Source organism: Limnobacter sp. UBA3528, from assembly GCF_002377005.1.
Taxonomy (GTDB): domain Bacteria; phylum Pseudomonadota; class Gammaproteobacteria; order Burkholderiales; family Burkholderiaceae_B; genus Limnobacter.
In genome coordinates this window covers 1-13,883 of sequence record NZ_DFOZ01000020.1, presented here as the reverse complement: position 1 = coordinate 13,883, position 13,883 = coordinate 1, and the positions used below count along the sequence as shown (strand labels likewise).

Here is a 13,883-nt window from a genome sequence, read left to right as displayed (position 1 = left end):
GTTGTATTCATGGTGTTTTCTATTAAGGTTTCTATATTCTTGAAATGCATTGCGCCCTCACCGAATGCCAGCACTGTGTGAGTGGTCGCATCGCCCAAGGCATACAAGTGCTTGACGCCAGCCTGTTTTGCATAACTCCCGACTTCGGCATGGTATTCATCTGACTGATTACCTACCTCGCCCATGTCACCGAGCACCAGTAAAGTACTGCCTGCCTGCTGGCCCAGCACTTTGCTTGCTGCATTCACGGAATCAGGGTTTGCGTTGTAACTGTCATTGATCAGCAATATCGACGGCGTATTCAGGGCAACCTGCAGGCGACCGTTCACCGGCTGAAATGCATTTAAACCTGCTTGAATCGCCTCATGAGTACAACCCGCAGCATGTGCAGCAGCAGCGGCTCCTGCCGCATTAGCATAGTTATGCTCGCCAATAAAGTTAGGGCGTAATTCGATCGGAGCATCCAAGGCACGAAGCACGACGGCGGATTGCCCGAAATCACTGCGGGGCGGCAAGATTTCGAAATCGGCACCGGATCCAAAACGCAAGGTACTTTTACCGGTTGACAGCGCTTGCCAACAGGCATCGAATTCATCACTTACCGGGAACACTGCACAACCATTTGACGACAAATGAGTAAAGGCACTGCCGTTTTCATTGGCAACAGCCAGCACCGTTTTCATGAATTCTTGATGCTCTCGCTGTGCATTCGTCAACAGCACGACATCAGGTTTTACCAACCCTGCCAGATAATCAATCTCGCCCGGATGATTCATGCCCATTTCGATCACAGCCATTTGATGCTGAGGCCGCAACTTTAGTAATGTTTGTGGCACACCGATATCGTTGTTCAAGTTACCTGCGGTCACCAGTACCTGATCGTCGCCACACTGCGCCTTGCAGATTCCACCCAGCATTTCTTTACTGGTTGTCTTTCCATTGCTGCCTACAACAGCCAACACTTTCAAATCAAACTGCTGTCGCCAGGCACTGGCCAACGCACCCAAGGCAAGGCGAGTGTCGTTCACCACAAACTGATGAATCGGCAAATCAAGTACTCGATTGGTTACCAATGCCGCGGCACCCGATTTCATGACCTGCCCGGCAAAATCATGTGCGTCGAATCGCTCGCCAATCAGGCACACGAATAAATCGCCTTTTTCTACCAGTCGACTGTCTGTTTGAATCAGACGAACAGCACTTGGTAACTCCGGCACACCCTGGTTTACCTGCGCAATCAGCAACTTGCTCAAAGCAGTCGCAATGTGTTCAAAGGCCCAGTTCAACTCAAGCATGCGCACCTCGCTTGCTCAGCGCAGTCAATGCGCATTGCGCATCGGAATGTGCAATGACTTGAGTACCGATCGTTTGTGTACTTTCGTGCCCCTTCCCCGCCAACAACACCACGTCTTGAGAATTGGCCTTGCGAACTGCAAATTCAATCGCAACCGATCGATCAACTTCAACATGAATATTGTTCTGTCGAGATGTGTCGATCCCGGCAATAATTTCCTGCAGAATCGTTTCAGGTTTCTCACTGCGCGGGTTGTCCGACGTAAGCACCACAAAATCAGCTTTTGCGACTGCCGCTGCACCCATCAAGGGGCGCTTACTGCGGTCTCGATCGCCACCACAACCAAACACCACCCAAAGCTTACCCATACGCTTGTTGGCAAAAGGGCGAAGCGCCAACAACGTCTTTTCCAGCGCATCAGGAGTGTGTGCATAATCAACCACCACCGCAGGCTCACCTTCAATGTGTTGCATGCGTCCGGGGGCAGGAGTGACCGCAGCCAAAGCCCTCTTCACCTCGCTTGCGTCATACCCGAGTCTCACCAATGTGGCAAATACCAAAGCCATGTTGTCGGCATTGAATTCACCGATAATGGGCGTGTCAATTTGGGTAATTGCACCATTGATCTTCAGTTCAATCCGTTGCCCCTTCTCCTGATGGGCAACACTTACAATTTGGCAGTCCGCAGTGCTTACATGCCCGACAGCAGAGCAATCAATATTTCTGTGCTGAACATGCGCCAAAAACTCCACGCCGAAAGAGTCATCTGCATTGACTACAGCCAATCGCAAAGTTGGCCAGCTGGCCAGAATCATTTTGGAGCGGCCATAAGCAGCCATGTCCCCGTGATAATCAAGGTGATCCTGAGACAAATTGGTAAACAAAGCCACATCAATGCTGACACAAGCCAATCGACGCTGCTCAAGCCCAATCGAGGAAGCCTCAATACAAACCGTATCGAAACCGGCTTGCCGCAACTCGTGTAGCAAGTGATGAACACCCACCACATCTGGGGTGGTCAAACCGGTGTGGGCCTTCAACTGATCAGGTTCGCCATAACCCAAGGTACCGATCACGGCAGCCTTTTTACCGAGTTGGTTAAGTGACTGCGCCAACCAGCGAGTGACTGTGGTTTTCCCATTGGTGCCCGTCACCGCGATAATTGTCATGGCATCGCTTGGGGTTTCGTAGTAACCAAAGGCCAGGTCAGCCAACATGGTTTTCAAATGCAGTACTGGCAATACACTGGCGCTTTGGTAGGCGCGCTGATCATCGTAATCGACCAATACAAGACCACAACGCTGCTCTGTCAGCAAGTCATCTGCCAAATTGCGCGGATCAAATTTTTCACCGGGTACTGCAAGAAACACATCCCGAGGTCCTGTCAGGCGCCGGTGATCCGTCACCAGGCCCGAGCAATCCGCATAAAAGCCGCGCTCATGAAGCTCGGCCAGCACCTCAGATACAGAATGCAGGTATGCGCTAATCATAAGCGACTCCCCGCAGCGCCCGGTGCCGCCACAAACTTGCGCAACTGTTCCGTAGATTCAATTGCATCGGGCTGTACATTCAAACGGGTCAATACGCTTTTCGTGATGGTCGAGAACACTGGTGCTGCAACCAGACCACCAAAGTACACACCGCTCTTGGGTTCATCCACCATGATGGCGACAATTACACGGGGGTCAGAAACAGGCGCCAGGCCCACATAAGACGAGACATACTTGTTCACGTACCGTCCACCCTCTTGCTTGTGGGCTGTACCGGTTTTACCGGCAACCCGATAGCCTTGCACCTGGGCCTTGATCGCAGTTCCTTCAGGTCCAGAGGCCAACTCCAGCATATGCAACATGCTGTCAGCAACCTTCTCACTGATAACGCGATGGGACACCACCGGGTCTTGCGGCCCACGTTTAATCAAGGACGCAGGTACAAAGTGACCCTTGTTGGCAAAGATGGTGTAAGACTGCGCCAACTGAATCAGGGACACAGAAATACCGTGCCCATACGACATAGTCGCCTGCTCAATGGGGCGCCATTTATTCCAGGGACGCACACGACCAGCCACTGAACCAGGAAACGCAATTGAGGGAGTTTGCCCGAACCCTAGCAAATTGAAAAAGTCCCACAAATCCTTGCGCTCAAGCTCAAGCACAATTTTGGAAGTCCCCACGTTGCTGGACTTCTGAATAATTTCCTCAACAGTCATGACACCGTGCGGCTTTGTATCACTAATTGTGGCGGGGCCGATCGACATGCGACCGTTGCCGGTATCAATTTTTGTACTGGCTTTCACCTTGCCCTGGTCCATGGCCAAGGCCACACCGAAAGGCTTCAATGTTGAACCGGGCTCAAACATGTCAGTGAATACACGGTTGCGCAACTTCTCACCATGCAACTGCCCCCTGTTGTTGGGGTCGTAGGTGGGAATGTTGGCCATGGCCAGTAACTCACCGGTTTTCGCATCCAGTACTACAGCCGCTGCCGCCCTTGCCTTGTGCTGTTCAACCGCTTTTTTCAGTTCAGACAACACGATGTATTGCACATCAGCATCCACGGACAAGACCAAATCCTGTCCATTGACCGGCGGGCGCAATTCGCGAATGTCTTCAATCACATTTCCCAGACGATCGCGCAACACATTGCGCTCGCCATCCTCACCGGTCAGCCTGTCATTGAATGCAAGTTCAACGCCCTCTTGGCCTTTGTCCTCGATGCTGGTAAAACCCACCAAATGCGCCATCGTCTCCCCTTGTGGGTAGTAGCGCTTGCTTTCGGTCACAAACCCAACACCAGGAATTTTCAATGCCTTGGCTTTTGCAGCAACATCGGAATCCACCTGACGGTCCAGATAAACAAATGCGCGCTTGCTGTCTTTTCGCATCTGGGCAATCATTCGATCTGGCTTCAGGCCGAGTACAGCAGCAAGTTTGCGCAAATCTTCATCTTTAGCATCAACGATCCGGCGGCCGTCATACCACACAGCTTGGGCAGGAACGCTTTGCGCCAACACCACCATGTTGCGATCCAGCAAACTGCCTCGACTCGCCTGAAGTGGAAGCGTACGCTCCAGGCGTTTGGCGCCCTGCTCCTGCAAAAAGTCATTAGAAATAATCTGCAAGTAAGCTGCGCGCGCAATCAAGCCACCAAAGGCCAGAAAGATACACACCAAAACAAAACGCGATCGCCAAGCTGGCAATCGCATTTCCAACAATTCTGATCCGCCGAACCGAACTGCTTTACTCACGCTTAAAGCCTCCCTCCAACTGCATGAACACCACCGAGCCTGGGGCTGGGGGATTCATATCCAGTCTTGTCCGTGCAACTTCATCCACACGCTCACCTTTGGCCAAGGCCACTTGCTGTAGTTGCAAACGCGTAAAAGCCACTTCTATCTGGTGTTCAGCCTGCTGCTCTTGACCCAAGGCAACAAACAAGGTTCGCGCAGTGTGCTGTTGTTCAACCACCAACATGGCGCAGAAAATTACCAATGCCAGTAACAGAATATTCAGGCGCCCCATGTGCCCCCCCCGGCCGAAGAACTGGCTGGCCATTCCGCCAGCTTCTCTGCCACACGCAGCACGGATGAGCGGGAACGCGGATTCAACTCACACTCTTCTTTGGTCGGCTTGATTCGATCCAGCTTTTTCATCAACGGCGTGGGTTCAGGCAAGGGCAGCTTGCGCAAACGCGCATCTTGTTGCGATTTTGGATTCGCCAGCTTTTCGATGAATTGCTTTGTGATCCGATCCTCAAGCGAGTGAAAGCTGATCACCGCCAGCCTGCCACCCACCCGCAATCTTTTGAAGGCCGCTGTTAAACCTTGTTCGAGCTGCGCAAGCTCCTGGTTGACGTGAATCCGTAAAGCCTGAAAGGTGCGCGTTGCAGGGTCCTGGCCCGGCTCCCGCGTGCGAACTGCCCCTGCCACGATCTGGGCAAGGTCGAGTGTTGTAGTGATCGGCCGCTCCGTGCGGCGAGCAACAATCGCTGTTGCAATCTGAACAGCAAACCGTTCTTCCCCATAATTCTTTATCACCTCTTTGATTTCCCGGGCGTCTGCCCGAGCAAGAAAATCGGCCGCGGACTCTCCAGTCTGCGGATCCATGCGCATGTCCAGTGGACCATCCCGGCGGAAACTGAATCCCCGCTCAGCCTGATCAATTTGGGGTGAAGAGACGCCGATATCCATCAACACACCATCCACTTGATCGATACCCAGTGAATCAAGCGCTGACTCGAGATCGGCGAATGCGCTGCGAATTCCCCGAAAACGGGAGTCTTTGATTTCACCCATAGCCCGGACTGCTTGAGGGTCTCGATCAAGAGCCACCAACTGTCCCTGCGCTGAAAGCTTTTCGAGCAGAGCGCGGCTGTGTCCGCCCCTGCCAAAGGTGCAATCGAGGTACAGTCCGTCGGGCGTGTGCAACAGGGCGTCAACCGTGGGTTGAAGTAGCACGGGGATGTGTTCATCGGTACTCACCTTCAGAAACTAAATTCGTTCAGTGATTCAGGCATGCCCGCAGCAATTGCCTTTTCCTCTTCCACCTTCAACAGCGTGGAATCCCAGATTTCAAAATGACTACCCATGCCCAGCAACATGACTTCCTTGCTCAGTGACGCCGCTTCCCGCAATTCTGGCGACACCAGAATACGACCTGCAGAATCAATTTCAACATCTGTTGCAAAACCAAGGAAAATGCGCTGCCAAGGGCGGGCAGACATGGGCCAAGCGGCAATTTTTTCTCGATGCTGCTCCCAAACCGGGCGCGGAAACATCAGCAAACAACCGTTGGGGTGTTTTGTAAGCGTCAAGGCTCCCTCGCACTGCGTTTGCAGCGCATCACGATGCTTCTGCGGCACATTCATGCGCCCTTTTGCATCCATTGATAAGGAAGAACTGCCCTGATACACGCGAATTAATTTCCCACAAAATCACACAAATCCCCACGAATCACCACTTTACGCATTATGAAATGGGTGGTCAAGCAGTTCTCTCGGGAAAACGCTTTACAACCAAGGACTTAGAAGCACTTTGAAGAAATTAACGCAGAAAAAATGACTGAAAAAATAAGAGCATAAAGACAACACTGAAAGTAATGTCTTAAGAAACGCCTGGGAATTAAATCTTGATGAAGGGAAGTAGAAAGCGCGCCTGTAAGCCGGATTCTGTTCAATGGCCTTGCAGCCAAAGTGACAATCATTCCTCTAGGCTGAAAATTACTCTTCAGCTCAAGCCACCTACCCGCGCGCACGGGGAGCGCCGTTGACGCCCGAAAGCGCCTGCGCGCCTATTTGGTGTTGCTCCAAGTGGGGTTTACCTAGCCAGCCTTGTTACCAAGTCTGCGGGGGTCTCTTACACCTCCGGTTCGCCCTTGCCTGTGAAAGTTGCCTTTCCATCGGCGGTGTGTTTTCTGTTGCACTTTCCGTCGCTTTCAGTTTTGTCACCAAAACCTTATAGCGCCTGGTCGTTAACCAGCACCGTGCTCACTGGAGTCCGGACTTTCCTCTCCCTGAAATTCAGGCAGCGACTGTCCGACGCACTTTCCGGGGGTTAGTGTAGACCCATCCCAAATAAAAGCCAATCTTTCATGAGATGAAGAAATCCCACGTGTTGGCTTCGCGCGATAAACAGAAGAATCGTCGTAAAAGCCCGGTCGCTCAGAATCTCGAAACCAGCCCGGAACTCCCATCACTGGCAACGGGCTCAAGTTACCAGGTGCGCGAAGTTGTTCCACCACAAATAACAGCAATCGCTGCAACTCTGGTAATTCGATATCAAGCGAAGGAACCTGCACCGGCACCACCTTTGCACACAAACCTTTGTGAGCCTTGCTCATGCTATCAAGCAAGCCATGCCCCAACAAAAGAACCTTGGCCCGGGCATCCCAGTTTCCTCGCTGATCAAGCAGCAAACTCCTCCAATCGTGCTGCAACAAAGCATTGCAAAGCGACCACTCCGTGGTCAGCAGAAGCGCGCCGCTTTCATCAAACAAAGTCAGGGCATCGCGCAAGCGACTTCGACCATTGGCAGGCAGACGACCGGGCTGTTCCGCACATTTGACAGCATCCTGAACATGAAGCGTATTGATCAGTTGCTTTACTTTGGGAAAGGCAAGCCACACTTGGCCGTTATACCAATCGTGGGAAATATCTCTTGTCGGGATCTGGCCAATGTGCACAAGGCGTTCATAGTCAATCGCCCCCAGGTTTTCGGTTGAATGAACAAAAACCGGTGCAGCCTCGGCAGACTCATTGCGCAGATCATTCAAGCGGCAAGAGACGGCACCCTCGCTATCCATTCGAGAATCGAAACAGGCCTGGTTTTCACCATACGGCCATAGCCAAGGACTAACCGTTAAATTTGCCACCAACGGTCACCGAAGGCGGGTGACGGTCCAATCCAGCACCTCACCTGCCCTCAAAGGCACAATGCCACTGTCAGTGACAAAAGGCAGCTTTTGTGGCACCTCAAAAGACCTGCGCTGTAGCTCAAACACACCTTCGTTTACAGGCAAACCATAAAACGCGGGGCCATTCAAACTACAAAATTTTTCAAACAGTTCAGTGGTCTCCAGCGCCCCCGTCTGTTCGAAGGCCTCCGCATACATGGCCATGGCATAAGGTGCAGAGTAGCAACCCGCACAACCACACGACATTTCTTTCAAATGCCTGGCGTGCGGGGCACTGTCTGTGCCCAGGAAAAATTGCGGCAAACCACTAGTTGCTGCTTTCAACAGCGCCTTGCGATGCACTTCACGCTTCAACACCGGCAAGCAATACCAGTGGGGCTGTAAACCACCCTTGAACAAAGCGTTGCGGTTGTACAGCAGGTGCTGCGGTGTGATGGTTGCAGCCAGCAGCAACCTGCCCTGCGCATCATGGCCAGAATTCTCAGTCACAAAAGTAGCCGCCTGCTCAGTGGTGATGTGCTCAAACACCACGCGCAAATTTGGAAACTGCCGACGCAAAGGCTTCATCACCGTCTCTACAAATGCGGCTTCGCGATCAAACACATCCACATCCGCATCCGTCACTTCACCATGTACCAGCAAAGGCAAACCATGACGCTCCATAGACTCCAACACCGCGCCACACTGACCCAACAAATCTGAAACACCTGCCTCAGAATTCGTAGTGGCGCCGGCCGGATACAACTTCACTGCACGGACCACCCCACTGCTGGCGGCTTTCTCAATTTCCTGCGGACTGGTAGCACCAGTCAGGTAAAGGACCATCAGGGGCTCAAACAGACGCATGACCGCCTGCTCTTCAGTAGAGTAGCAACCAGTCTGACAAGCTTTCTCCACTGCAACCAAAATACGCTGACGATAGGCCATAGCCTGATCCACTGTAGTCACGGGTGGTTTCAAATTGGGCATCACAATCGCACGCCGAAAATTCAGCGCCGTGGCTGCAACAACACACTCCAGCGCCTCGCCGTCGCGAAGGTGCAAATGCCAATCATCGGGCGGTGCAATTTGGATAGTCTGAATCATTGGGGCCAAATAAAGTTCGGAATGATGTGTATTTTACCTTACACGGATTGCCCAGAATTTCTCAGGGCTTGCCGATCAAAATAATCCTCAAGTCATTCACATTGGTCATCGTGGGCCCCGTCATCAACAATCGGTCCAAGCGTTTAAAGTAGTCGTAACTGGTGTGTTGGTCCAAGTGCAGCTGAGGGGCAAGTTTGGCTGCCTTGCACAATTGCCTGTCGCCGGGCAACAGCAATGCACCAGCATGCCCGCCAATCCCGTCAATTCCGTCCGTATCTGCGGCAATTGCGGCAACCTCCACGGGCGCGTTCAAATCACGAAGGTAAAAAGCCAAGGCCAACAAAAACTCGGAATTCCGCCCGCCACGCGCTTGCCTTAACTGAGTGTCGTTCAGGGTTACGGTGCATTCGCCTCCGCTAATGATGGCCAAGGGTGCCTCTGGCCAGCCTCCCTGGCCCATGGCCGCCTGTCTTGCAATCGCTGCATGCACCTGTGCCACATCACGCGCCTCACCCTCCAGGGTGTCGCCAAGGTTGAGCACCTTGTAGCCCTTGCCCTCAAGGTGCTGGGTTACCGCATTCAACGACTTTAAATTGCTGGCCAGCAAATGGGTTTTCACTTTGCGAAAAACCAGCGAACTGCGCTTGGGAGTATCAGGCACGGTACCCTTTACCCCTTTCTCGAGATATCTGGCAATCGAATGTGGTACTTGCACTGCCCACCGCTTAATCACCTCCATGGCGTCGTGGAATGTGCTCTCATCCGGACTGAACGGACCCGATGCAATCGATGAAGGGTCATCTCCCGGCACATCCGAAATCAGCAACTGAAACACGGGTGCACGGCAAATTTGCGCCAACTGCCCTCCCAATGTTTGGGTCACATGCTTGCGCACAATATTCATTTCGTCGATCGGCGCACCGCAGGCCAACAAAGCTCGGTTCAACTGCTGTAAATCAACAAAAGGAATGTCGCGAACCGGCACACTGAGCAAACTTGAACCGCCCCCCGACACCAGCGCGATTACTGCGTCACTAGAGGGCACCTCCGAAATGGCTTTGTGCAGCCTGCGCGCAGCACGTTGACCATCTTCATCCGGCACAGGATGCGCCGCCTGAACCACTTCGATGGTCGAAGTTTTAACCTCATGTCCACGCCGGGTTACTACAAAACCTTGCAGTTTCTCTGTTGAGCCAACCACACCCTCCAAGGCCTTGGCCATGGATGCAGCTGCCTTGCCCGCCCCAAAAACCCAAACCCGCTCTCTCTCTGGGGCCAGTTGGCTCAACCAAGGCATGATTTGCTCTTGCCAGGCTTCCTTCAACGCTTGATCGGGCTGCGCTGCCAAAACACCCACATCAAAAACCTCAGTTAAAAGGTCTTTGTAAAAATCATCCTTCTCAGACATGAAAAGTCTCTTAAAATAAAAAATCAATTAATCAACAATTTACCAATTAAACCATGTGTCAATTGCTCGGCATGAACTGCAACACGCCAACCGACATCCAATTTTCGTTTGAAGGCTTTGCCAAAAGAGGCGGCCTGACCGATGAACATGCAGACGGCTGGGGCATCGCATTTTTTGAGGACTCTGCGGCAAGATGCTTCATCGACCATCGCCCCGCATCCGATTCGCCAGTGGCGGAATTGATCCGAAACTACCCAATCCGCTCTTACAACGTGATTTCCCACATACGCAAAGCCACAGTCGGACAGGTTAAACTCCAAAACTGCCATCCGTTCATTCGAGAACTTTGGGGGCAGGCGTGGGTATTTGCGCACAACGGCGATCTGAAAGATTTCAACCCAAGTCTTCAAGGCGACTTTTTGCCCATTGGTGAAACTGACAGCGAACTCGCATTCTGCCTATTGCTGCAAACCCTGAAAAACAAATTCGGCTACCGCACTGCGAACAACCGCCCCAGTGTCGCTGAAGTGGATGAGGTACTCCGCCCGGTGTGTTCCAAGATCGCGGAACACGGCACATTCAACATGCTGCTGTCCAACGGCGAAGCGATGTATACACACTGTTCCACAAAGCTTGAGTACATTGTTCGCGCGCATCCATTTAAAGCCGCACATTTGGTCGACTGCGACATCCAAGTCGACTTTGGTGCCGTGACCACACAGAATGATCGAGTCGCGGTGATTGCAACCGCTGCGCTCACTGACGACGAAATTTGGACACCTTTTGAACCCCAATCTTTTTTGGTGTTCGAAGATGGCAGACCTGTATTGAAGAACGGCCACTGCCTGCTTTCATAAACATTTGAAGCCAAAAGACAAGGGCTCGCCTAGTTGCAACTCGGTCAGCACCCTTTCACGCTGATCGCGAGAGTATTCACCCAATGCTTCGGTTGCGGCATAAAAACGTGAAAAACTTTGATCACAGAGCCTGTGCAAGGATTTGAATGCAGACACATATTGAGTGTACAAACCCGACACGCCCAACTTCGCATTGTTTAAATCTTCAGCCATGAACCGGTCATAACCAGCCCATCCACCCCAAGAATCTTTTAACGCCGCGTAATCGGCCAATAGCTGATCAAAACGCATTTTTTTCAATCTCAAAACATGCTGTTTGTCCAACTTGTTGCGGTTCTCATAAATTTGCTCCAGATCATCGCGGGCCTTCGCCAGCATCAGTCTGAAAGCGTTTCTGCGCGAATCGAATATTTCGTATTGAGTCTTCAACGCCTCCCGCCCTGGCTCAGCCAGCCAGGCAACCACTCCCAACTCCTCGACTGCCGTGGCGAAACTTTCGTTGAACATCGAATCGTCGGCGATATAAACCACCTGATGTGCAAGTTCATGAAAAACCAGACGAGCCAATTCACCTGCTGGATAATTCACAAAAGTGTTCAAAACCGGGTCTGGCGTAAAACCCAAGGTTGAATACGCAGGCACACCCAAAACTGCGACATCCAAACCCTGTTTACGCAAGGTATCCGCAAGGTCCACTGCACTGGACTCTGAATAAAATCCCTTGTAAGAAATACAACCTAATAGCGGAAAACACCATGTCTCCAAACTCAAACTGTCAGACTGGGAAGCGACCACATTCCATACGGCATAGGCACGATTCAAGTCAGCATAAGTCCGATAACTGCGATTGTCAGGAAGCACCAAGTGAGCCACCGAAAATTCCCGAATTTCCTGAACATGCTGCAATTGATTCCGTAATTTCTCGGGAACATCAGGACGAGACAATATGTCGTCTATGGTTTCTGCGGCAGCCAAGACTTTCAAGTGACCAGTTGTGGCCTGCCAAAAGTAAGCCCCCGTGCTGCAAGCATTCAATAGAAAAATGCAAGCCAGCATCCAGCCCACCAACGCACTTCGCTGAATCATTCCTGCCCTACCTCGTGTGAAGAACATTCATAGTAAAGCACGGTGATTGCCACGGAGAGCAAAACCTGCGATTCTTAACGCCTGTACCAACCAGCGAAGTTTGTTGTGAATCCGAGCAAAATTGAATCCTGGGTCAATACCCGTCGAGACATCCACGCCCACCCCGAATTGCGTTACGAAGAAAACCGTACCGCTGACATTGTCGCCAAGCGACTTGTTGAACTTGGATACGCAGTGGAAACCGGGATTGGACGCACTGGTGTGGTTGGCCTGATTCAAGGAACTCAGGGACCAGGCAAAATGATCGGTCTGCGAGCCGACATGGATGCTTTACCCATCCAGGAACGGAACCAATTTCCTCACGCGTCTCGCCACCCCGGCAAAATGCACGCTTGTGGCCATGATGGTCACGTGGCCATGCTGTTGGGTGCCGCCCAGGAAATTGCTGAAAATCGCAACTTCAAGGGCAGTGTTGCGCTTATTTTTCAACCGGCAGAAGAAGGCGGGGCCGGAGCACAACGCATGATCGACGATGGACTTTTTCAGCGCTACCCAGTCGATGCAGTATTTGCCATGCACAACTGGCCTGGCTTGCAAGAAGGTGAATTTGCAGCACACGTTGGAGCGGTCATGGCATCCAGCAATGAATTTTCAGTAAAAATTCAAGCCAAAGGTGCGCATGCAGCCATGCCCGATCTGGGTATCGACCCTGTAGTTATTGCAGCACAACTTATTCTCGCGTTTCAAACCATAGTTAGCAGAAGCTGCAAACCTGTGGAACCCGCAGTATTGTCAGTCACCCAGATTCAAGCAGGCGAAGCAATCAATGTGATACCCGATCATGCGGTATTGCAAGGCACCGTCCGTACCTTCAGTATTGAAACACTGGACCTGATTGAGCAGCACATGAGAAAGCTGAGCACCGAGCTTTGTGCCGCTTTTGGTGCCACCGCTGAAATGGAATTTGAGCGCAAGTATCCGCCCACCATCAATTCAGCTGACATGGCCGAATTGGCGAAAAATGCGTTACAACAAATACCGGAAGTAATGGCGGTTCACACCAATCTTCCACCGACCATGGGTGCAGAAGACTTTGCCTTTATGCTTCAACACAAACCCGGAGCATACTTGTGGATCGGCAATGGAGATGGCGGACACCGCACCCATGGGCATGGCATAGGGCCGTGCACCTTGCACAACCCAAGCTACGACTTCAACGACAAAATACTCCCACTGGGTGTTACGGCGTGGCTGGCAATTACGCAAGCCTTTCTCGAGAACACATGAGTCACTTCACTTGATAGCCCAACAAAGCCTCAAACTCATATTCTTTTGGGCGCCGCCCCATGACTAGCAACTCACCCTGACTCGGCAAAAGAGTCAGGGAATGAACCTTGCCACTTTTCTTTAGTGGCAGCCAAGACCTTCCCTGGACAATCATCAGCTCCTCAAAAACCTCGGACTCGATCACAAAACTTTGTGTTTTCCGATCAAGTAACCTATTGACCGGTACTGACAGCACACGAAAAACGTCAGCGTGCAAATCAAAGGTGGACACCAGACTCATATTCGACGCCCTTCGAACAGCGTCTACTATTAAAGTGGGATTCAAACCGACTGCAGCCGCATACAAGGCATCTTCAGGCAACCTGGCAAACAACAATTGATTGACACCAAAGGCCTGCTGGTAACCCAATTCATCTGCTTCATCAAAATGACTGCGTATTCTGGTCGAAAGACAC

At 51.9% G+C, this 13,883-nt stretch carries 12 protein-coding genes, 1 other RNA gene and 1 pseudogene; 2 read left to right on the top strand and 12 right to left on the bottom strand.

Going from position 1 to position 13,883, the window contains the following annotated elements:
* From B4N58_RS05875 to B4N58_RS05830, 10 genes and pseudogenes are all read right to left on the bottom strand, one after another.
* Positions 1–1,295, bottom strand: a 1,295-nt coding sequence (locus B4N58_RS05875; protein WP_291746911.1) for a UDP-N-acetylmuramoyl-tripeptide--D-alanyl-D-alanine ligase, incomplete at its 3' end; no start/stop codon positions are given.
* The gene (locus B4N58_RS05870; protein WP_291746908.1) at positions 1,288–2,784 is read right to left on the bottom strand and encodes a UDP-N-acetylmuramoyl-L-alanyl-D-glutamate--2,6-diaminopimelate ligase; all 1,497 of its coding nucleotides are present in this window, start codon (positions 2,782–2,784) and stop codon (positions 1,288–1,290) included. The genes B4N58_RS05870 and B4N58_RS05875, both read right to left, overlap by 8 nt.
* Entirely contained in the window at positions 2,781–4,499 is a 1,719-nt protein-coding gene (locus B4N58_RS05865; RefSeq protein ID WP_083797157.1) for a peptidoglycan D,D-transpeptidase FtsI family protein, read from the bottom strand. Before B4N58_RS05865 ends, B4N58_RS05870 begins: the two co-directional genes overlap by 4 nt.
* A gap of 34 nt (positions 4,500–4,533) precedes the next feature.
* Positions 4,534–4,815 carry a cell division protein FtsL gene (gene ftsL, locus B4N58_RS05860; protein WP_008250388.1) on the bottom strand — a complete coding sequence of 94 codons (282 nt, stop codon included), beginning with the start codon at positions 4,813–4,815 and terminating at the stop codon, positions 4,534–4,536.
* Positions 4,803–5,774: a 16S rRNA (cytosine(1402)-N(4))-methyltransferase RsmH gene (gene rsmH / locus B4N58_RS05855; protein WP_291746904.1), complete on the bottom strand. Its 972-nt coding sequence runs from the start codon at positions 5,772–5,774 to the stop codon at positions 4,803–4,805. Before rsmH ends, ftsL begins: the two co-directional genes overlap by 13 nt.
* A 2-nt stretch (positions 5,775–5,776) precedes the next feature.
* Positions 5,777–6,205: a division/cell wall cluster transcriptional repressor MraZ gene (gene mraZ / locus B4N58_RS05850; protein WP_008250386.1), complete on the bottom strand. Its 429-nt coding sequence runs from the start codon at positions 6,203–6,205 to the stop codon at positions 5,777–5,779.
* Between the two features lie 228 nt (positions 6,206–6,433).
* Positions 6,434–6,838, bottom strand: an RNA gene (gene rnpB / locus B4N58_RS05845) — RNase P RNA component class A.
* A 131-nt stretch (positions 6,839–6,969) separates the two neighbouring features.
* Positions 6,970–7,593, bottom strand: a pseudogene (locus B4N58_RS15660) (DUF3025 domain-containing protein); the annotation flags it as partial.
* Between the two features lie 75 nt (positions 7,594–7,668).
* A complete protein-coding gene (gene pyrC, locus B4N58_RS05835; RefSeq protein ID WP_291746899.1) occupies positions 7,669–8,790 on the bottom strand; it encodes a dihydroorotase in 1,122 nt (373 codons plus the stop codon).
* A 61-nt stretch (positions 8,791–8,851) separates the two neighbouring features.
* Positions 8,852–10,198: a glycerate kinase type-2 family protein gene (locus B4N58_RS05830; RefSeq protein WP_008250383.1), complete on the bottom strand. Its 1,347-nt coding sequence runs from the start codon at positions 10,196–10,198 to the stop codon at positions 8,852–8,854.
* 53 nt (positions 10,199–10,251) lie between these two features.
* Between B4N58_RS05830 and B4N58_RS05825 the strand changes: the two genes are divergently transcribed.
* Positions 10,252–11,055: a class II glutamine amidotransferase gene (locus B4N58_RS05825; RefSeq protein ID WP_291746894.1), complete on the top strand. Its 804-nt coding sequence runs from the start codon at positions 10,252–10,254 to the stop codon at positions 11,053–11,055.
* On the opposite strand, the gene B4N58_RS05820 is transcribed toward B4N58_RS05825, so the two are convergent.
* A complete protein-coding gene (locus tag B4N58_RS05820; RefSeq protein WP_291746891.1) occupies positions 11,050–12,141 on the bottom strand; it encodes an aminopeptidase in 1,092 nt (363 codons plus the stop codon). The genes B4N58_RS05825 and B4N58_RS05820 overlap by 6 nt on opposite strands.
* Positions 12,142–12,246: 105 nt before the next feature.
* Here B4N58_RS05820 and B4N58_RS05815 point away from each other — a divergent pair, with 105 nt between their 5' ends.
* Positions 12,247–13,428: a M20 aminoacylase family protein gene (locus tag B4N58_RS05815; RefSeq protein WP_291746888.1), complete on the top strand. Its 1,182-nt coding sequence runs from the start codon at positions 12,247–12,249 to the stop codon at positions 13,426–13,428.
* Between the two features lies 1 nt (position 13,429).
* On the opposite strand, the gene B4N58_RS05810 is transcribed toward B4N58_RS05815, so the two are convergent.
* Positions 13,430–13,883 (bottom strand): hypothetical protein (locus B4N58_RS05810; protein ID WP_291746884.1); only part of this gene is annotated, 454 nt, incomplete at its 5' end.

Coding starts and splice junctions, on each gene's coding strand:
- B4N58_RS05870 (WP_291746908.1), bottom strand. CDS start 2,784: ATGATTAGCGCATACCTGCATTCTGTATCTGAGGTGCTGGCCGAGCTT.
- B4N58_RS05865 (WP_083797157.1), bottom strand. CDS start 4,499: ATGCGATTGCCAGCTTGGCGATCGCGTTTTGTTTTGGTGTGTATCTTT.
- ftsL (WP_008250388.1), bottom strand. CDS start 4,815: ATGGGGCGCCTGAATATTCTGTTACTGGCATTGGTAATTTTCTGCGCC.
- pyrC (WP_291746899.1), bottom strand. CDS start 8,790: ATGATTCAGACTATCCAAATTGCACCGCCCGATGATTGGCATTTGCAC.
- B4N58_RS05830 (WP_008250383.1), bottom strand. CDS start 10,198: ATGTCTGAGAAGGATGATTTTTACAAAGACCTTTTAACTGAGGTTTTT.
- B4N58_RS05825 (WP_291746894.1), top strand. CDS start 10,252: ATGTGTCAATTGCTCGGCATGAACTGCAACACGCCAACCGACATCCAA.
- B4N58_RS05820 (WP_291746891.1), bottom strand. CDS start 12,141: ATGATTCAGCGAAGTGCGTTGGTGGGCTGGATGCTGGCTTGCATTTTT.